A 19,592-nucleotide genomic window follows, 5' to 3' on the forward strand; every position below is an offset into this window, starting at 1 on the left:
CTCTCCGCACGAGAGCAGACGCTATGCACTCACCAGGCGTCCACCCGGCAGCGACACGCCGCTGAGTCAACCCTCGTCGACGGCGGCCCCGCGCAGTCGGTCCGCCGCCGCGAACGGGTCCAGCCCGCCGGCGGCCACCTCCTCGGCCAGCCGGTCGAGGGCCGCCGACCCCGACACCGCCCGCAGCTGCGCGCGCAGGTCGGCGAGCGCGATCGCCTCGATCTCGGCCCGGGCCCGACGACGGCGGCCCTCGTCGCCGCGGCCGTGCTCCACCATCCAGGCCCGATGGGAGTCGATCGCTGCGAGCAGCTCGTCCAGACCCTCGCCGGTCGACGCGACGGTGCGCACCACCGGCGCCCGCCACCCCGGCCCGCTCTCCCGCCGCGTCATCGCCATGGCGTTCTGCAGCTCGCGCACGGTCGCGTCGGCGCCCTCGCGGTCGGCCTTGTTGACCCCGAAGACGTCGGCGATCTCCAGGACCCCGGCCTTCGCCGCCTGCACGCCGTCGCCCATGCCGGGGGCCAGCAGCACCACGGTCGTGTCGGCCAGCGCCACCACCTCCACCTCGGACTGCCCGACCCCGACCGTCTCGACGAGCACCACGTCGCAGCCCGCCGCGTCGAGCACCCGCAGCGCCTGCGGGGCCGCCGCCGCCAGCCCGCCGAGGTGGCCGCGGGTGGCCATGGACCGGATGAAGACGCCCGGGTCCGTCGCGTGCTCGCCCATCCGGACCCGGTCACCGAGCAGCGCTCCCCCGGAGAACGGGGAGCTGGGGTCGACCGCGAGCACCCCGACGCGACGGCCGTCGGCGCGCAGCGCACCGACCAGGGCCGACGTCGTCGTCGACTTCCCGACGCCGGGCGGTCCGGTCAGCCCGACGACGACGGCGTGCCCGGCGTGCGGCGCGAGGGCCGCGGCGAGGTCCCGCACGCGCGGGCTCTGGTCCTCCACGAGGGAGATCAGCTGGGCCACCGCCCGCGCGGAGCCGTCGCGGGCGCGCGTGACGAGGTCGTCCAGGTCCGTGCGTGCAGTCGCCATCGGGGCGCATCCTGGCATTCCGGGCCCGCCGACCGGCCCGCTCGGAGGGGCTCACCCGTCCGGGGTCGGGGTGGCGGCCGTCACCTGCGAAGCGTTTCGATTCAGTCGCTTACTGTCCCAAGCATGACTGCACTGGTGGACGCGAGCGTCGGCATCGTGGGCGTGGACCACGTCGGGATCGCCGTGCCCGACCTGGACGCGGCGATCGACTGGTACGCCCGGACCCTCGGTCTCGAGGCCACCCACACCGAGACCAACGAGGAGCAGGGCGTCCGGGAGGCGATGCTGCACGCTCCCGACGACGAGACCGGGGCGGCGGTCCAGCTGCTGGCGCCACTGCACGAGTCCTCGACCATCGCCAAGTTCATCGACCGCAACGGCCCGGGTCTGCAGCAGGTGGCCTATCGGGTACGCAACGTCGAGGCGGCCGCGGCGGCGCTGCGGGAGAAGGGCGTGCGCCTGCTCTACGAGAACGCGCGGCGCGGCACCGCCGACTCGCGGGTGAACTTCGTGCACCCGAAGGACGCCGGCGGGGTGCTCGTGGAACTGGTCGAACCCGCGGCCACCGCCCACTGACCGACCGACACCCGTCACAGCCACTTCTCCGCCGTACCTACCCGTCGGTAGCCTGCTGGGCCAACCCGACACTCCGGAGGCATTGACCGTGCAGGAAATCCGCGACGCCATCCTCGCCGACGAGACCGCCGCGCTGGCCGGGATCACCGTGCCCGAGTCCTACCGGGGCATCACCGTCCACGCCGACGAGGCCGAGATGTTCGCCGGCATGGCCTCGAAGGAGAAGGACCCGCGCAAGTCGCTGCACCTCGACGAGGTGCCGACGCCCGAGCCCGCCGCCGGTGAGGCGCTGGTCGCCGTCATGGCCAGCGCGATCAACTACAACACCGTCTGGACCTCGATCTTCGAGCCGGTCTCGACCTTCGGCTTCCTCAAGCGCTACGGGCGCATCTCGCCGCTGGCCAAGCGCCACGACCTGCCCTACCACGTGGTGGGCTCGGACCTCGCCGGCGTCGTCCTCAAGACCGGCGAGGGCGTGCAGATGTGGAAGCCGGGCGACAAGGTCGTCGCGCACTGTCTGTCGGTCGAGCTCGAGAGCCCCGACGGGCACGACGACACGATGATGGACCCCGAGCAGCGCATCTGGGGCTTCGAGACCAACTTCGGCGGCCTGGCTGACGTGGCGCTGGTCAAGACCAACCAGCTGATGCCGAAGCCGGACCACCTGACCTGGGAGGAGGCCGCCTCCCCCGGGCTGGTCAACTCCACCGCCTACCGGCAGCTGGTCAGCCACAACGGCGCGAACATGACGCAGGGCGACGTCGTGCTGATCTGGGGCGCCTCGGGCGGTCTCGGGTCCTACGCCACCCAGTTCGCCCTCAACGGCGGCGCGACCCCGGTCTGCGTCGTGTCCTCGCCCGAGAAGGCCGAGCTATGCCGCAAGATGGGCGCCGAGCTGATCATCGACCGCTCCGCCGAGGGCTACAAGTTCTGGTCCGACCCCGAGACCCAGGACCCCCGCGAGTGGAAGCGCTTCGGCTCGAGGATCCGCGAGCTGACCGGCGGTGACGACCCCGACATCGTCTTCGAGCACCCGGGCCGCGAGACGTTCGGCGCCTCGGTCTACGTCGCCAAGCGCGGCGGCACGATCGTCACCTGCGCCTCGACGTCGGGCTTCATGCACCAGTACGACAACCGCTACCTGTGGATGAACCTCAAGCGGATCATCGGGTCGCACTTCGCGAACTACAAGGAGGCCTACCTGGCGAACCGCCTGGTGGCCCAGGGGAAGATCCATCCCACGGTCTCGAAGACCTACCCGCTCGCCGAGACCGGTGAGGCGGCCAACGACGTCCACCACAACAGCCACCAGGGCAAGGTCGGCGTGCTGTGCCTCGCGCCCGAGGAGGGCCTCGGCGTCACGAACCCGGAGCTGCGCGAGCAGCACCTCGAGGCCATCAACCGCTTCCGCGGCGAGTAGGCCTGCCGGCCCCCACGGCTTCTCGGACGAACGGCCGGTTCGGCACCCACGAGGGTGACGGGCCGGCCGTTCGTGCGTGTGGCCCGGGGCCCCGGGGCGGGGTGACCGGACTCACGACCGGCGTGACCGGGAGCGTTCCGGGCGGCGACGGCGTGTCCGTCACCCGTCCGTGGCCGTGTCGCACACAGCCCTAGTAACCTGGGCCGATGCCGTCTGGCGACCGTGATCTGCTGCCTCTGGGCACCGGCTTCGACGTCGTGCGCCGCGGGTACGACCGCGGGCAGGTCGAGGAGCACCTCGACCGGGTCGAGGCCGATCTGCGCATCCTCACCGCCGACCGGGACGCCGCGGTCGCCCAGGCGTCCGAGCTCGCCCGGGCGCTGGACCGCACCCGCGCCCACGTCGAGGAGCTCCGGGCCCAGATCGACCGGCTGGCGGCGCCACCGGACTCCATGGAGGGGCTCTCCGAGCGGCTGCAGCGCATGCTGCGGCTCGCGCAGGACGAGGCGCGGGAGATGCGCTCCAGCGCCGAGCAGGCCGCGCGACGGACCCGTGAGGAGTCCGACGAGCGGGCCCGCACCACGGTGGCCGACGCGGAGGACCAGGCCCACCGCACGATCACCGAGGCCGACGAGCACGCCCGGCGGACGGTCGCCGAGGCCGACGAGCAGGCCCGCACCACCATCGACGAGGCCCGCCGGCACGCGCGCGAACTGCTCGAGGCCGCCGAGGCGGAGGCCGCCGAGGTCCGCACCCGGTACGACGCCGGGCTCGCGGACAACGAGCGCCGCCGCGGCGACATGGAGGACGAGCACCGCACCACCATGGAGGGCGCCCACGCCGAGGCCGCCCGCATCCGGGCCGAGGCGGAGGCCGAGCGGCGGCGTCTCGACGAGGAGTCCCGGGCCCGCCGGGTGCAGATCGAGGAGGACTTCGAGATCGCGATGGCCTCGCGGCGCACGGAGTCCATGCGCGTGCTCGCCCGCAACGAGGCCGACGCCCGCACCCGCGCGGAGACCCAGCTGCGGGACGCCGCCCAGGAGTCGAGCCGGCGGCTGCGCGAGGCCGACGCCGAGGTCGCGGAGGTCCGCCGGCTGCGCACGCGCGTGACCAACCAGCTGGCCGCGCTGCGCGAGTCCCTGGCCGAGCTGCCGGGCCTGGACGCGTTCCCCGAGGAGTCGCCCGACGCGACGCACCCGATGCGCACGGCCGGCCCGGCGGCCACCGCCGCCCCCGAGCACCGCGAGGCCCACGACGACGACCGCGACGCGGGCCGCGCCTACGGCGCCCGCAGCGCCGCGGCCACGTCGTCGTCCTGACGGGTCAGCGGCGCCGCCAGCACCCGGTGTGCCAGTGGCGGCGCTCGTCGCCGCCGCCGATCTCGTCGACCGGCCAGGCGACGACGTGCGCCGTGCCCGGCCGGATCTCCTGGTTGCAGCCCGGGCAGCGGTAGGACTTCGTCGCCGCCGAGCCGCTGACGGCCCGCACCGCGTACCGGCGCCCGCCGCGCTCGACGTGCGAGAGCGCACCACCGAACAGCGGACGGGATTCCCCGCCCGCTGTCCGCCGGTTCTTCCTGGCCATGGTGAGGTGCGCTCCGCGCCCGTGAGCACTAAGTGCCGCTATACCGACATTTAGTGCTCACAAGGCCGCAGGCCACCTAGCTGTAGTCCCGGAACCCGTGCCCGGTCTTGCGGCCGAGGCGGCCCGCCGTCACCAGGTGCTCGAGCAGCGGCGCGGGCGCGAACCCGGGCACGCGGAACTCCTGGTAGAGCGAGCGCTCGATCGCGAGCGACACGTCCAGGCCCACGACGTCGAGCAGCGCGAACGGCCCCATCGGCAGCCCGCAGCCGTTCTTCATCGCCGAGTCGATGTCGTCGACGGTCGCGTAGTGCGCCTCGAGCATCGCCACCGAGTCGTTGAGGTAGGGGAAGAGCAGCGCGTTGACGATGAACCCGGCGCGGTCGCCGCAGAGCACCGGCGCCTTCCGGATCTTCGCGCACAGGTCGCGCACGGTCGCCGTGACCTCGGGCGACGTGGTGATCGGCGAGACGACCTCGACCAGCTTCATCACCGCGGCCGGGTTGAAGAAGTGCATCCCGATGACGTCCTCGGGCCGCGAGGTGGCGGCGGCACACTCCACGACGGGCAGCGACGAGGTGGTCGTCGCGAGGATCGTGCCGGGCTTGCAGACCTCGTCGAGGGCCGAGAACGCCGCCTGCTTGACCCCGAGGTCCTCGGCGATGGCCTCGACCACGAGGTCGCACTCGGCCAGGCCGGAGAAGTCGACGGTCGTGGTGATCCGGCCCAGCGTGGCGTCGCGGTCGGCCTCGGAGAGCTTGCCCTTGACGACGGCCTTCTCCAGCGACTTGCGCACCGCGGCGACCGCGCCGTCACCCTTGGACTCCGAGCGGCCGCGCACGACGACGTGGTAGCCCGCCTTGGCGAACACCTCGGTGATGCCGGTGGCCATCGTGCCGGTGCCGACCACGCCGACCCGGCTGACCGGCCGCAGCGCGGAGTCGTCGGCGCCGGGCGGCGGCGGGGTGAGGCCGTCGGCCACCACCTCCGAGGACCCGGGCTCGGCGTAGGTGTAGAAGCCCCGCCCGGTCTTCCGGCCGAGCAGGCCCGCCGTGATCATCTGCTTGAGGACCGGGGCCGGCGCGTGGCGCTGGTTGCGCGACTGCCGGTACATCTCCTCGAGGATCTCGTACGCGGTGTCGAGGCCGATGAGGTCCATCAGCGCGAGCGGGCCCATCGGGTAGCCGCAGCCGAACTTCATCGCGGCGTCGAGGTCCTCGCGGCCGGCGTAGTGGGACTCGAACATGCCCACGGCCTGGTTGAGGTAGGTGAACAGCAGCTGGTTGGCGATGAAGCCGGCGCGGTCACCGCAGACGACCGGCGACTTCCCCAGCCGCACCGCGAGCTCGCGCACGTCCTCGACGACCTCGGGCTCGGTCACCACGGTGCGCACCAGCTCGACCAGGGCCTGGACCGGCGCCGGGTTGAAGAAGTGCATCCCGACGACGCGGCCGGGCCGCTCGGTGCGCACCGAGAGCTCGGTGATCGAGAGGGACGAGGTGTTCGACGCGAAGATCGTGTCCGGCCCGCAGATGCCGTCGAGGGCCGTGAACACCTGCGCCTTGAGCTCGAGACGCTCGGGCACCGCCTCGACGACGAGCGCCACGTCGGCGAGGTCGGTCAGGTCGGTCGTCACGCGGACGCGCTCGAGCAGCGCCGTGCGGTCGGCCTCGTCGAGCTTGCCGCGGGAGACGGCCCGCGCCGTCGAGTTCTCGACGTGCTCCCGGCCGTGGGCGGCCGCGGCCTCGTCGACCTCGACCGCGACGACCTCGATGCCCGCGCGGGCGAACACCTCGACGATGCCCGCCCCCATCGTGCCCAGACCGACCACACCCACCCGGGCGAACTCGCGCGCCACGTCGTCATCCCTTCGTCGCCATCAGCGTCGCGCGATCCTGACACGGCCCGGCGCCGCGCGGATCCCTCGTGACGGACAGCATGCCTACTGGGGGGTAGCTTTACCGGTTCCGCCGGTAGATGAGGCCGGCGAGCACCGTCATGGCCTTCACGACCCAGCCCGGCCGGTCGAACGTCATGACGTTGATGCTCTTGAAGCGCCGCTCGGAGACCGCCAGCGCGCGGGTGAACTCCCGCAGTCCGTCGCGGCCGTGGATGCGCCCGAACCCGGAGTCCCCGACGCCGCCGAAGGGCAGCGAGGGCATCGCCGCGAAGGCGATGACGCCGTTGACCGAGACCATCCCGCAGCGCAGGCGCCGCGCGACCTCGTAGCCCCGCTGCTTCGCGAACACCGAGCCGCCCAGGCCGTACCGCGACGCGTTGGCCCGCTCGACGGCCTCGTCGATGTCGCGGACCCGGTTGACGACCACCGTCGGGCCGAACGTCTCGTCGGTGACCGCCGAGGAGTCCTCGGGGACGTCGGCGAGCACCACGGGGTCGACGTAGGGCGCCCGCACCGAGTCGCGGCCCCCGACGACGGCCCGTCCCCCGCGGGAGAGGGCGTCGTCGATCTGGGAGGAGATGATCCCGAGCTGGCTCGGCATCGTGATCGGCCCGTAGATCGAGCGCGGCTCGCCGCCGGGGCGGATCTTCGCCGCGCGCTGGGCGATCTTGTCGAGGAACGCCTCGGCGACCGAGTCCACGACGTACACCCGCTCGACCCCGACGCAGGTCTGCCCGGCGTTGGACATCGCGCCCCAGACGGCCGCGGCGGCCGCGTCGTCCAGGTCGGCGTCGGCGTCGACGAGCAGCGCGTCCTTGCCGCCGCACTCGACGAGGACCGGGGTGAGCGACTCCGCACAGGTCGCCATGACCTTCTTCGCGGTGGCGGTCGAGCCGGTGAAGGCGACCTTGTCCACGCCCGAGCGGCACAGCGCCGCGCCGGTCTCGCCCTCGCCGGTGACCAGGCCGAACACCGCGTCGGCGCCCTCGGTGTGCGGGTCGGTGCCGCGCAGGGTCTCGGCGAAGGTGTCGACGAGCCAGCGCCCCACGCCCGGCGTCAGCTCGGAGGGCTTGAAGACGACGGCGTTGCCCGCGGCGAGCGCGTAGACGATCGAGCCGCAGGGGGTGAAGACCGGGTAGTTCCACGGGCCGAGCACGCCGATGACGCCCAGCGGCCGGTACTCGACCGTGGCCTTGTGGTTGACCATGAGCGCGCCGGCCTCGGAGCGCCGCCGCCCGAGCGCGGCCTTGGCGTGCTTGCCCGCCCAGTGCAGGTGGTCGATGACGAGGACGACCTCGATGCGCGCGTCGTCGAGCGGCTTGCCGGTCTCCCTGCTGACCAGGGCGGCCAGCTCGTCGGTCCGGGCGATCAGCAGCCGGCGCCACGCGGCGAGGCGGCTGCGGCGGCCGTCGAAGCCGAGCTCGGCCCACCAGTCGGCGACACCGCGCGCCCGCCGGACCACCTCCGCGACCTGCTCCGGGGTGTGCCGGGGGAAGGAGGCGACGACGGAACCGTCCCGCGGGTCGAGGGAGTCGAACGTGTCAGCGCCGGATCGGGTGGCCGCGGGCTTCGGTGCCGTGCTCGTCATGCCGGTTGACGTTACCGGCGGGTACACCTACGGCGCGAGGGGGAGCGACGCGCGCAACCGGGTCGCGACGGCGTCCAGCGCGCCCCGTGGCACCAGGTGGAAGCGGTCGTCGAGCCGCAGGCCGTCGCCGGGCGTGCGCGGCAGGACGTGCAGGTGGGCGTGCCAGACCTCCTGGCCGGCCGCCCGCCCGTCGGCGAGGAAGAGGTTCACCCCGTCCGCGAGACCGGCACTGCGGGCGGCGGCCGCGACGGCGCGCCCGAGCTCCCACACCGCGGCGCCCTCGTCGGCGGTCAGGTCCGCGAGCGCGTTCGCATGCCGGCGGGGGACGACGAGGGCGTGTCCGGTGACGGCGGGCTGGACGTCGAGGAACGCGGTCGCGAGCTCGGTGGTCGCGACGAGGCTCTGCTCGGCCCGGCCGGCGACGATCGCGCAGAAGACGCACTCGCCGTCGACCTCGGCGGGCAGGGCGACACGCCGCCTGGCCATCCTGAGAGGCGGACGTCGGCGGATCGGCGGGAACGGCATCGTCAGTGTGCGTTTCCGGACGTCCAGCGTCTGCGATGCGACACCGCTGGCACTCAGAACAGCCGGAACTCGTCGGACTCGATGCCCCGCAGGGCGTCGTAGTCGAGGGTGACGCAGCGGATGCCGCGGTCGGTGGCGAGCACCCGCGCCTGGGGCTTGATCTGCTGCGCGGCGAAGATGCCCGCGACGGGGGCCAGCAGCGGGTCGCGGTTGAGCAGCTCGAGGTAGCGGGTGAGCTGCTCGACCCCGTCGATCTCCCCACGGCGCTTGATCTCGACGGCCACCGAGCTCCCGGAGTCGTCCCGGCAGAGCAGGTCGACGGGGCCGATGGCGGTCGGGTACTCCCGCCGGACGAGCGTCCAGCCCTCGCCGAGGGTGTGCACGTGCTCGGCGAGCAGCTCCTGCAGGTGCGCCTCGACGCCGTCCTTCACGAGCCCGGGGTCGACCCCGAGGTCGTGCTGCGAGTCGTGCTGGATCTCCTCGAGGGTGATCGTCAGCGTCTCGTCGGCCTTGTTCCGGACCGTCCACGAGCCCGGTTCCTCGGTGAGCCGGCACGGCGGGCTCATCCAGTTCAGCGGCTTGTAGGCGCGGTCGTCGGCGTGGACGCTCACCGAGCCGTCCGCCTTCACCAGCAGGAGGCGCACCGCACTGGGCAGGTGCGCGGTCAGGCGGCCCGCGTAGTCGACCGTGCAGCGGGCGATGACGAGACGCACGTCGTCGTCGGCGAGATCAGTTCGAGGAGACCGAGCGCTGGAGCTCGTCGATGAAGGAGTCCACCGACTCCTTCTTCGCCTGGTCGGACTCGAGCTCCTGGCGCACGAGGCGGCTCGCGAGCTCCGTGGAGTGGTGGCCCAGCTCGGCCTTCAGCTCGCGCACCACCTGGGAGCGGGCGTTCTCGAGGGCCTCCTCGCCACGGCGGCGGAGGCGCTCGACCTCCTGCTCGGCCTTCTCGCGCATCTCGTCGGCGATGCGCTGGGCGTCGGCCCGCGCGTCGTCGCGGATGCGGGCGGCGTCGTTCTGGGCGTTGTCGACGGCCTCGCGGTACGCGGCCTCGGCCTGCTCCAGGCGCTCGCGGGCCTTGCGCGCGTCCTCGACCTGCTGGGCGATCTCCTTCTCGCGCTTCTCGGTCATCTGCTTCAGCGGCGGCACCACGTAGCGGTAGATCACGTAGATGACGATCAGGAAGGCGACGATCTCAGCGATGATGGTGCTGACCATGTGCTCTGCCGTGCTCCCGTTCCGCGATGACCGGTCTCGTCCTGCTCGCGCGGAGCCTAGCAAGGGTCGGGCGACGACGGCTGTTCGGCCGACGACGGTTCCCCCGACGACGTTCCTCCCGACGACGGTTCCCCCGACGACGGGCGCGGCCGGGACACGATGATCTGCGCGATGCCCACGAACAGCACCCCGAGCGTCAGCAGCCGCTCGGTCGGCGGCAGCTCGCGCACGTAGCCGTAGATCTGGATCGCGACGGCGGCCACCTGCGCACCGAGCGGGAGGATGATCGCGGGCCAGCCGGTGATCTCCCGGGCGGGCTGCGGGCCCGCCGGGATCCGGGTCGAGCCCACGGCGATCGCGAGCGCGCCGGCGCTCCACAGGAAGTCGTACGGCCCTTCGTGCGACACCGTGTCGGTCGCGGCGACGCTGTAGACCGCGTCGGCCACGGTGAGACAGATCAGGCCCACCGCCACCCACGGCCAGCTGCCGTGCAGCCGCCACGACAGCAGCGGCAGGCTCCCGAGGAGGGCCCCGAGCAGCAGGACGTCCCCGACGGGGTAGGCCACGTCCACGACCAGCCCGAGGGGATCGATCGGCGAGGCCTGCAGCACCGGGACGATCACCAGCGCGACGCCCGGGGTCGCGACGATGAGGACGACGACGAAGCCGTCGAGCCACCGGTGCCACGGGACCCCGATCACCCGGGCCCGCACCATGAGCACGAGGCCCGCCATGAACAGCGGGTAGGTCGCCAGGTAGAGCACGTCGGTCGGGTTGGGGGTCGGGACGATGCCGCCGCGGGAGTAGAGCTCCCCCCACGTGATCTCGGCGATCGCGAAGAGCAGCAGCGCCACGGCGAAGCACCACCACGCCCCCCGCGCCGGGCCCGGCCCCCGGCGCACCGCGCCCCGCGCACAGACGGCGCTCGAGGCGAGGATGAGCCCGGCGTGCAGCCAGTCGTCGATCGGCGCGAAGTCCGGGGCGTCGTTGCCCGCGGCGATCTGGTGGACCGCCTCGACCACCAGCCCGACCCCGAGCACCGCGACGACCAGCCGCGACCATCCCGGCCGGGCAGCGCCGGACCGGCCTGTGGGCTCGCGGCGCTGCGCGAGCCGGCGCGCGTGGGACACGGCCCGCCTCCCCGGTGCCGACGCCTGGAACGTACCGCGACCGGGACGGCTCGTCGCGGAACGGAGAGGAGCCGACCACCCACCCGGTGCGTTTCACCGTATCGGGTGATGCTCGAGCCCGTAGCGGATCTACCTATGGTGACGATCTCCCGGTGTGCGGCGTCCCGTCCGGGGCAGCCGGGCCCGGCTGGGTGTCTGTGAGGGGATCGTCATGGCGGGTGCGCATCGGGCAGTGGCCTCCGGGTCGTTCGGCGGCGTCCCGGTCTTCGTCGACGCGAGCGGCCGCCGCCGGCGCACGCTCACCCTCGTCGGGTGGCTCGGCGCCGCGGTCTGCGCCGCGTACGTCGCCGCCTTCGGGGTCACGCTGACCACCAGCGTCGGCGCGCTCGGCGAGGTCACCGGCTCGACGCTCACGCCGACTCCACTGCCCCCCGACGACGACGGCGACGATCCCGGCACGCCCGACGCGACGGGCCCCGACACCGCGGCGGCGCCCGTCGTCGTCGCGACCCCCGCCACCGCCGCGCCCGCCCCGGCCGCCGCGGCCGTCCGCCCGGTGGCCGCCTCGCAGCCGCTCGCGACGACCCGCTCCGGCACCGGCCTCGTCGAGCTCCGCCGGCGCGAGGCCGCGCCGGCCACCCGAACGGTGCCCCTCGTGCGGCGCTCCCCCGCGGCGGTCGCGGCACCGCGCCGGGCCGCGGCGCCCGCCGCCACCCCGGCCCGCGCCGCCACGCCGGCCCGCGCGGCCACCCCGGCGACGACGACCGCCCCGGCCGCCCCGGCGACGGGGGGCACGACGACGCCGCGTACCGGCACCGGCACCGGCACCGGCACCGGGACCTCGATCGGGACGGGCACCGGCACCGGCACCGGCACGCCGACCACCCCGACCACGACCGCCACACCCCCGACCACCACACCCCCGACCACCACGCCCGCCGTGCCCCTCGACGCCGCCACCTCCGGCGTCTCCACCCTCTCCGGGACGGCCTGACGTGGCCCGCCACAGCGCCGCGCCCTCGCGCGCCGGCTGGCGTGCCCGGCCGGCGTCGTCGGGACCGCGCGGACCGCGCCGCCGCCGCTGGCTGCCGCGGCCCGGCGTCGTGCTCGTCGTGGTCGCGCTCGTGATGTTCGGCTGCCTGCTGCTGGTCAACGGGCTGGCCCACTCCGAGGTCGGCGTCGACGCCGAGGGCGGGAAGGTGACCGACACGACGAACATGGACGAGGTGCCGCGCAGCGTCACCGACGGCGGTCCGGTGCTCGACACCCGCGGCGCGGAGCCCCGCAGTGCCGCGATGCCGGCGAAGACGATCGCCCTGACCTTCGACGACGGCCCCGACCCGACCTGGACGCCGCAGATCCTGGCGGTGCTCGCGAAGCACCACGTGCCCGCCACGTTCTTCGTGGTGGGCTCGCGGGCCGCCAGCAACCCCGGTCTGCTGCGCCAGATCCGCGCCGCCGGCTCCGAGGTCGGGATCCACACGTTCACCCACCCCGACCTCGGGCAGGTCTCGACCCTGCGGATCGACCGCGAGCTCGCCGAGACCCAGCTCGTGGTCAACGGGGCGACCGGCCAGACCAGCTACCTGCTGCGCCCGCCGTACTCCTCGACCGCCAACGCCGTCGACAACGACGCCCTGCGCTCGTTCCGCGAGACCGGCGCCGACGGCTACGTCACCGTGCTCTCCGACGTCGACAGCCGCGACTGGGAGCGGCCGGGGGTCGACGCGATCGTCCGCAACGCCCAGCCCGCCGGCACCGCCGGGGCGATCGTGCTGCTCCACGACGCCGGTGGCGAGCGCTCGCAGACCGTCGCCGCCCTCGACCGGCTCATCCCGGACCTGCAGGCCCGCGGCTACCGCTTCACCACCCCCGAGGCGGCGGTGGGCCTGCCGGCCGACAACCAGCCCGCGTCGGCCCCCGCCCACGCGATGGGTGCCACGATGATCGGGCTGGTCGCGGTGGCCGGCGGTGTGGTCGACGCCCTCGCGTGGCTGCTGCTCGTGGTGGGCGTGCTGGTCGTCGTCCGGCTGGCCCTCATGCTCGCCGTCGCGTGCCGCCAGCACCGTCGCCGCCACCGGCCCGGCTTCTCCTGGGGGCCGACGGTGCGCGCCCCGGTCTCCGTGGTCGTCCCGGCCTACAACGAGAAGGAGAACATCGCCGCCACGGTGCGCTCCCTCGTCGCGAGCGAGCACCCGGTGGAGGTGCTCGTGGTCGACGACGGGAGCACCGACGGCACCGCCGACATCGTCGAGGCGCTGCGCCTGCCGAACGTCCGGGTGCTGCGCCAGGCCAACGGCGGCAAGCCGAGCGCGCTCAACGCCGGCATCGCCCACGCGCGCCACGACCTCATCGTCATGATCGACGGCGACACGGTGTTCGAGCCGGCCACCGTCGGGCGGCTCGTGCAGCCCTTCGCGGACCCGTCGGTCGGCGCGGTCGCGGGCAACGCCAAGGTCGCCGCCCCCACCCGTCTGGGGTTCTGGGCCGGCCTGGTGTCGCGCTGGCAGCACATCGAGTACGTGATGGGCTTCAACGTCGACCGCCGCGTCTACGACGTCCTGCGGTGCATGCCGACCATCCCCGGCGCCATCGGCGCGTTCCGGCGCGCGGTGCTGCTCGAGGTCGGCGGGGTCAGCCACGACACCCTCGCCGAGGACACCGACCTGACCATGGCGATCTGCCGCACCGGGTGGCGCGTGGTCTACGAGGACTCGGCGCGGGCCTGGACCGAGGCCCCGGGCACGCTCCCCCAGCTCTGGCGGCAGCGCTACCGGTGGAGCTACGGGACCATGCAGGCGATGTGGAAGCACCGCCGCGCGGTGCTCGACCGCGGCGCGTCGGGCCGGTTCGGCCGGCTCGGGCTCGCCCACCTCGCGGTCTTCCAGATCCTGCTGCCGCTCCTCGCGCCGCTGGTGGACATCTTCCTGGTCTACGGCCTGGTCTTCCTCAACCCGGTGACGACGCTGCTGCTGTGGGCGGCCGTGCTGGCGATCCAGGTGCTGGCCGCGGTCGTCGCGTTCCGGCTCGAGCGGGAGCCGCTGCGTGTGCTGTGGCTGCTGCCGCTGCAGCAGGTCGTGTACCGCCAGCTGATGTACGCCGTGCTGATCCGCTCCACCGTCACCGCGCTGGGCGGCATCCGGCTGGGATGGCAGAAGCTGCGGCGGGTCGGCGGCCTCGATGCCCTGCTCGCGGCGCCCCCGGACGGGCATGCGGCGGGTCCCCTGGCTCCCCGACGTGACGGGGCCGGGCATGATCGGGCCCGTGGAGACGCTCTCGAGCCGGCAGGTGTACGAGAACCCCTGGATGACCGTCCGTGAGGACACCTTCCGGCGGCCGGACGGCTCCGAGGGCATCTTCGGCGTCGTCGACAAGCCGGCCTACGCCCTGGTCATCGCGCTGGACGGGACCGGCCCGTCGGCGCGGGTGATGCTGGTCGAGCAGTTCCGGTACCCGGTGGGCCGCCGCAGCTGGGAGTTCCCGCAGGGGACGGCTCCCGACCGCGACGAGATGGAGCCCGCGGCCCTGGCGGCGCGGGAGCTCCGCGAGGAGACCGGCCTGCGAGCGGGGCGCTGGGAGCCCCTCGGCCTCCTCCACATCGCCCCCGGCCTGTCCTCGCAGCGCGGGCAGGCCTACCTGGCCACCGACCTCACCCAGGGCGAGCCGGAGCGGGAGGAGACCGAGGCGGACATGCGCACCGCCTGGGTCACCCGCGCGGAGTTCGAGGACATGGTGCGGTCCGGCGACGTCACCGACGCCCAGTCGATCGCGGCGTACGGCCTGCTCCTGCTCGCCGGTCACTGAGAGCGCCGAGATCGGTACCGCGGGTCCCTCGTGATCGAGGGAAGACTGGATCCATGCCGCTCGTGCGCCTCGGTCCGCTGGCCGTCCCCACGCCCTCCGAGGTCCTGGGGTGGACGGCCGACCTCGTCGACGTCGGGTCCCGGCTACCGGCCCGCGTGGACGGGCTGCTCGACGAGGTCACCCGGCTGCTCGGCGCCCTCGGGCGGATCGCGGACCGCGTCGACGGCCTCGTCGACCGGGCCGAGGGCATCGTCGGCGACATCGAGGGCGTGATCGGCGAGGCCCGCGGGATCACCTCGGGGGCCGCGTCGGTGGTCGACGAGGCCCGCGGGATCACCGGGGGCGCCTCGGAGGTCGTCGAGTCCGCCCGTTCCATCACCACCGGGGCCGACGGCGTCGTCACCGAGGCCCGCGCGATCACCCGCGGCGCCTCGGCCGTCGTCGACGAGGCCGGGACGATCACCAAGGGCGCCCGGTCCGTCGTCGACGAGGCCGGGAGCATCACGACGGGTGCCGCGTCCGTCGTCGAGGACGCCCGGGGGATCACCCGGGGCGCCGCCGAGGTCGTCGACTCGGCCCGCACGATCACCTCCGGCGCCGACGACGTGATGTCCTCCGCCTCGATCACCAGCCGCCACGCACAGGAGCTGCTCGACCTCTACCGGCCGATGCTCGAGCGCGCCGCGCCGCTGACGCGGAAGTTCGTCGACGACCTGGCGCCCGAGGAGATCGACGCCGCGATCCAGCTCGTGGACGAGCTGCCGGCGCTGGCCCACCACCTGTCCGAGGACATCCTCCCGATCCTCGAGACCCTCGACCGGGTCGGGCCGGACCTCGCCGAGCTGCTCGACGTCACCAAGGACCTCCGCCGCGCCATCGACGGCATCCCCGGCTTCTCGTTCCTCAAGCGCCGTGGGGACGCCAAGGCCGACGAGCAGTAGGCGCGCCGCCCACCGGGTGGACCGCTACGGCTCCCGCACCGACCCTCAGAGTCCACTCGACCCCGTCGGGATGGCGATGAACTCCGTCCTCAGGCCGGAGCCTGCTCGCGCTCCAGGCCGTGGGCCTCGCGGACGACGTCGACGAACTCCCCCATGATCCCGGTGAGGGAGTAGGACTTCGGCGTCACCACCCGGTGCACCCCGAGACGCTGCAGCTGCTCGGCGTCGGCCGGCGGGATGATGCCGCCGACCACGACCGGGATGTCGGCCGCGTCGGCGCGCGCGAGCCCGTCGAGCACCGCGGGGACCACCTCGAGGTGCGAGCCGGAGAGCACCGAGAGGCCCACGACGTGGACGCCCTCCTGCACCGCCGCCGCGACGATCTCGGCCGGGGTGAGCCGGATGCCCTGGTAGATGACCTCGAAGCCGGCGTCGCGGGCGCGCACGGCGATCTGCTCGGCGCCGTTGGAGTGCCCGTCGAGCCCCGGCTTGCCGACCAGCATGCGCAGCGCCGGCACCCCGAGGTCGTCGGCGGTGCGCCGGACCCGGTCGCGGACGGCGTCGAGGTCGCTCGGCTCGCCGTCGTGGCCCGCGTCGGGTCCGGCTCCCGACGACGAGGCCGCGGTCACCCCGGTCGGGGCGCGGTAGGAGCCGAACACGTCACGCAGCGCGCCGGCCCACTCCCCCGTCGTCACGCCCGCCCGGGCGCACTCGAGGGTCGCGTCCATGAGGTTCTCGCTGGTGCCGGCCGCCTCGGTGAGCCGGCCCAGGGCCGCCTTCACGGCGTCCTGGTCGCGGTCGGCCCGCCACGCGGCGACCGCCTCGCGGGCCTGCTCCTCGACCTCCTTGTCGACCACGAAGATCGCCTCGGCGCCCTCGGCCTGCAGCGGGCTCGGCTCGGTGGAGGTGAACTTGTTGACCCCGACGACGACGTCCTCGCCCGACTCCAACCGCATCCGCCGCGCGGCGAGCGAGGACACCAGCTGGGACTTCATGTAGCCCGAGTCGACCGCCTCGACCGCGCCGCCCATCTCGGCGACCTTGGCGATCTCCGCGCGGGCGCCCTCGACGATCGAGGCGGTCTTCGCCTCCATGACGTGCGACCCGGCGAAGACGTCTTCGTAGTCGAGCAGGTCGGTCTCGTAGGCGAGCACCTGCTGCATGCGCAGCGCCCACTGCTGGTCCCAGGGGCGGGGCAGCCCGAGGGCCTCGTTCCACGCCGGGAGCTGCACGGCGCGGGCGCGGGCGTCCTTCGAGAGCGTCACCGCGAGCATCTCGAGCACGATGCGCTGGACGTTGTTCTCCGGCTGCGCCTCGGTGAGCCCGAGGGAGTTGACCTGCACGCCGTAGCGGAAGCGCCGCATCTTCGGGTCGGTGACGCCGTAGCGCTCCTGGCATAGCTCGTCCCAGAGCTGCGCGAACGCCCGCAGCTTCGCGATCTCCTCGATGACGTGCAGCCCGGCGTTGACGAAGAACGAGATGCGCCCGACGACCGTGCCGAACTCGGACTCCGGCACCTGGCCGGAGTCGCGGACCGCGTCGAGGACCGCGATGGCCGTGGAGATCGTGTAGGCGACCTCCTGCGTCGGCGTCGCCCCCGCCTCCTGCAGGTGGTAGCTGCAGATGTTGATGGGGTTCCACTTGGGGACGTTCGACACCGTCCAGGCGATCGTGTCGGTGATCAGCCGGACGCTCGGCGCGGGCGGGAACGCGTAGGTCCCGCGCGAGAGGTACTCCTTGACGATGTCGTTCTGCGTGGTGCCGGCGAGCTTCGCACGCACCGCCCCGACGTCCTCGCCGGCGGCCTGCGCCTGCTCGTCGGCCACCGTCACGTAGAGCGCGAGCAGCCACATGGCCGTCGCGTTGATCGTCATCGAGGTGTTGGCCTCGTTCAGCGGGATGCCGTCGAAGAGCGCCCGCATGTCGCCGATGTGGCTGACCGGCACGCCGACCTTGCCGACCTCGCCGCGGGCGAGCTCGTCGTCGGGGTCGTACCCGGTCTGCGTCGGGAGGTCGAAGGCGACCGAGAGCCCCGTCTGCCCCTTGGCCAGGTTGCGCCGGTAGAGCTCGTTGGACGCCTTCGCCGACGAGTGGCCGGCGTAGGTCCGCATGACCCAGGGGCGGTCACGGGAGTCGTCGGTCGGGTACGGCATCAGCTACCTCCGCGCAGGGGCCGGACCCGCTGAGGTTACCGACGGGTCGGCCCGGGACCCATCCGTCGCGGCCATGCCGCTTTTCACAGGATCGGTCAGGATGGGGTCATGGTGGGGTCGGTGGGTGAGATCTTCACGGCGCTGGCGGTGGTGGTCCTGCTCGCCGGCGTGCTGCGCTGGACGTTCGGCACCGGACCGAAGGGCGCCGTGCCGAGCGACGACGGCGACGTCGGGCTGCTCGAGACGGTCGCGACGGCGCCGACCCGCGAGGCCGCCGAGGTCCTGGCCGCCCGGCTGGCCCGCGAGAAGGTGCGGTCCACGATCGCCCACGGCGAGGCCGGCTGGAACGTGCTCGTCTTCCCCGGCGACGTCGACGACGCGAAGGTCGCCCTGCGCGCCGGGTGACTCACCGCTGGGGCGGGGCGTGGACCCGGTGGACGTCGCCGCCGAGCGCGGTGAGGTTCTCGACGAAGCCCGGGTAGCCGCGGTCGATGTGGGCGACGTCCCACACCTCGGTCTCACCGTCGGCCACCAGCCCGGCCAGCACCAGGCCCGCGCCGGCCCGGATGTCCGAGGCCCACACCGGCGCCGACGAGAGCCGCTCCACCCCGCGCACGACCGCGTGGTGCCCGTCGGTGCGTGCATCCGCGCCGAGGCGGACCATCTCCTCGACGAAGCGGAACCGGCCCTCGAAGACGTTCTCGGTGATCATGGAGGTGCCGTCGGAGACCGCGGAGAGCGCGATCGCCATCGGCTGCAGGTCGGTCGCGAACCCCGGGTACGGCAGCGTCACCCAGTCCACCGAGCGCGGCCGCCCGCCGGCGCGGACCCGGAAGGCCGGGGCGCCGTTGCCCGCCTCCGGTGCGGGGGTCACGGTCTCGGTGGTCGCGCCGGCCTGGGTGAGCTTGTCGAGCACCAGGTCGAGGTGGTGCGGGTCGACCCCGCGCACGGTGACGTCGCCCCCGGTCATCACGGCCGCGAAGGCCCAGGTGGCGCCGACGATGCGGTCGCCGATGACGCGGTGGGTGGTCGGGGTGAGGTCGGCACCGCCGTGGACGGTGAGCGTCGACGTCCCGCCGCCGGAGATCTTCGCGCCCATCTCCTGGAGCATGCGGACGAGGTCGACGATCTCCGGCTCGCGCGCGGCGTTGTCGATCACCGTGGTGCCCTCGGCGAACACCGAGGCCATGAGGATGTTCTCGGTGGCGCCCACGGAGGGGAAGTCGAGCCAGATCTGCGCGCCGCGCAGCGCCACGCCCGGCCCGTCCGCCTCGGCCACCACGCAGCCGTGCGAGATCTCCGACCGGGCACCGAGGAGCCGCAGGCCGGCCTGGTGCATGTCGAGTGGCCGCGAGCCGATGGCGTCGCCGCCGGGCAGCGGCACCACCGCGCGCCGGCAGCGGGCCACCAGCGGGCCCAGGACGCAGACAGACGCGCGCAGCCGCGACACCGAGCGGTAGTCCGCCTCCGGGTTCAGCTCGGCGGGCACGTCGATGACGACGACGTCGCCGTCGACCGACACGTCGCACCCCAGGCTGCGCAGCACGTCGCCCATGAGCGGCACGTCGAGGATGCGGGGGCAGTTCGTGATCGTCGTCCGGCCCTCGGCCAGCAGCGCGGCCGCCATCAGTTTGAGCACGCTGTTCTTGGCGCCGACCACGTCGACGGCACCCTCGAGGGGTCCCGCCCCCCGCACGACGAAGTGCTCGTTCACGCTC

The 19,592-nt window shown here is 73.7% G+C and carries 18 protein-coding genes; 8 read left to right on the top strand and 10 right to left on the bottom strand.

What is annotated here, in order from left to right; translation table 11 throughout:
- Positions 1-66: 66 nt before the first annotated feature.
- Entirely contained in the window at positions 67-1,038 is a 972-nt protein-coding gene (gene meaB, locus HH311_RS15870; protein ID WP_169184638.1) for a methylmalonyl Co-A mutase-associated GTPase MeaB, read from the bottom strand.
- A 123-nt stretch (positions 1,039-1,161) separates the two neighbouring features.
- Between meaB and mce the strand changes: the two genes are divergently transcribed.
- The 3 genes from mce (at position 1,162) to HH311_RS15885 (ending at position 4,353) form a co-directional block, all read left to right on the top strand.
- A complete protein-coding gene (mce, locus tag HH311_RS15875; RefSeq protein WP_169184639.1) occupies positions 1,162-1,614 on the top strand; it encodes a methylmalonyl-CoA epimerase in 453 nt (150 codons plus the stop codon).
- Positions 1,615-1,702: 88 nt separating this feature from the next.
- Positions 1,703-3,034: a crotonyl-CoA carboxylase/reductase gene (ccrA, locus tag HH311_RS15880; protein ID WP_312030194.1), complete on the top strand. Its 1,332-nt coding sequence runs from the start codon at positions 1,703-1,705 to the stop codon at positions 3,032-3,034.
- Positions 3,035-3,240: 206 nt separating this feature from the next.
- Positions 3,241-4,353 (top strand): DivIVA domain-containing protein, encoded by a 1,113-nt coding sequence (locus HH311_RS15885; RefSeq protein ID WP_169184641.1) that lies wholly within the window; start codon positions 3,241-3,243, stop codon positions 4,351-4,353.
- 4 nt (positions 4,354-4,357) lie between these two features.
- Here the strand turns inward: HH311_RS15885 and HH311_RS15890 are convergent, their stop codons facing one another.
- The 7 genes from HH311_RS15890 to HH311_RS15920 form a co-directional block, all read right to left on the bottom strand.
- A complete protein-coding gene (locus tag HH311_RS15890) occupies positions 4,358-4,618 on the bottom strand; it encodes a hypothetical protein (protein ID WP_169184642.1) in 261 nt (86 codons plus the stop codon).
- Between the two features lie 76 nt (positions 4,619-4,694).
- On the bottom strand, positions 4,695-6,473 hold the full coding sequence (locus HH311_RS15895) for a 3-hydroxyacyl-CoA dehydrogenase family protein (RefSeq protein ID WP_169184643.1): 1,779 nt from the start codon (positions 6,471-6,473) through the stop codon (positions 4,695-4,697).
- A gap of 100 nt (positions 6,474-6,573) precedes the next feature.
- Complete coding sequence (locus HH311_RS15900; RefSeq protein WP_169184644.1) at positions 6,574-8,103, bottom strand: aldehyde dehydrogenase family protein; 1,530 nt, start codon at positions 8,101-8,103, stop codon at positions 6,574-6,576.
- 27 nt (positions 8,104-8,130) lie between these two features.
- Positions 8,131-8,589 (bottom strand): HIT family protein, encoded by a 459-nt coding sequence (locus HH311_RS15905; protein ID WP_169184645.1) that lies wholly within the window; start codon positions 8,587-8,589, stop codon positions 8,131-8,133.
- Between the two features lie 92 nt (positions 8,590-8,681).
- Positions 8,682-9,341 carry an endonuclease NucS gene (nucS, locus tag HH311_RS15910; protein WP_169184646.1) on the bottom strand — a complete coding sequence of 220 codons (660 nt, stop codon included), beginning with the start codon at positions 9,339-9,341 and terminating at the stop codon, positions 8,682-8,684.
- Between the two features lie 16 nt (positions 9,342-9,357).
- On the bottom strand, positions 9,358-9,846 hold the full coding sequence (atpF, locus tag HH311_RS15915; protein WP_169184647.1) for a F0F1 ATP synthase subunit B: 489 nt from the start codon (positions 9,844-9,846) through the stop codon (positions 9,358-9,360).
- Between the two features lie 56 nt (positions 9,847-9,902).
- Complete coding sequence (locus HH311_RS15920; protein WP_169184648.1) at positions 9,903-10,976, bottom strand: hypothetical protein; 1,074 nt, start codon at positions 10,974-10,976, stop codon at positions 9,903-9,905.
- A 211-nt stretch (positions 10,977-11,187) separates the two neighbouring features.
- Between HH311_RS15920 and HH311_RS31005 the strand changes: the two genes are divergently transcribed.
- The 4 genes from HH311_RS31005 to HH311_RS15935 are packed head-to-tail and all read left to right on the top strand — an operon-like array spanning position 11,188 to position 15,721.
- On the top strand, positions 11,188-11,970 hold the full coding sequence (locus tag HH311_RS31005) for a hypothetical protein (protein WP_211190322.1): 783 nt from the start codon (positions 11,188-11,190) through the stop codon (positions 11,968-11,970).
- A gap of 1 nt (position 11,971) precedes the next feature.
- Positions 11,972-14,296 carry a bifunctional polysaccharide deacetylase/glycosyltransferase family 2 protein gene (locus HH311_RS15925; protein WP_312030181.1) on the top strand — a complete coding sequence of 775 codons (2,325 nt, stop codon included), beginning with the start codon at positions 11,972-11,974 and terminating at the stop codon, positions 14,294-14,296.
- Entirely contained in the window at positions 14,241-14,780 is a 540-nt protein-coding gene (locus HH311_RS15930; RefSeq protein WP_396027445.1) for an NUDIX domain-containing protein, read from the top strand. The genes HH311_RS15925 and HH311_RS15930 overlap by 56 nt, the downstream gene beginning before the upstream one ends.
- A gap of 53 nt (positions 14,781-14,833) precedes the next feature.
- Positions 14,834-15,721, top strand: a complete 888-nt coding sequence (locus HH311_RS15935; RefSeq protein ID WP_169184649.1) for a hypothetical protein — start codon at positions 14,834-14,836, stop codon at positions 15,719-15,721.
- An 89-nt stretch (positions 15,722-15,810) separates the two neighbouring features.
- Here HH311_RS15935 and HH311_RS15940 read toward each other — a convergent pair whose 3' ends face one another.
- Entirely contained in the window at positions 15,811-17,874 is a 2,064-nt protein-coding gene (locus HH311_RS15940; protein ID WP_169184650.1) for a protein meaA, read from the bottom strand.
- Positions 17,875-17,994: 120 nt separating this feature from the next.
- Here HH311_RS15940 and HH311_RS15945 point away from each other — a divergent pair, with 120 nt between their 5' ends.
- Positions 17,995-18,279 (top strand): hypothetical protein, encoded by a 285-nt coding sequence (locus HH311_RS15945; protein WP_312030182.1) that lies wholly within the window; start codon positions 17,995-17,997, stop codon positions 18,277-18,279.
- Position 18,280: 1 nt separating this feature from the next.
- Here the strand turns inward: HH311_RS15945 and murA are convergent, their stop codons facing one another.
- Positions 18,281-19,588 carry a UDP-N-acetylglucosamine 1-carboxyvinyltransferase gene (murA, locus tag HH311_RS15950; RefSeq protein WP_169184652.1) on the bottom strand — a complete coding sequence of 436 codons (1,308 nt, stop codon included), beginning with the start codon at positions 19,586-19,588 and terminating at the stop codon, positions 18,281-18,283.
- Between the last annotated feature and the right edge of the window lie 4 nt (positions 19,589-19,592).

Origin of the sequence: Actinomycetospora sp. TBRC 11914, assembly GCF_012933465.1 — a bacterium.
Classification (GTDB): Bacteria; Actinomycetota; Actinomycetes; order Mycobacteriales; family Pseudonocardiaceae; genus Actinomycetospora.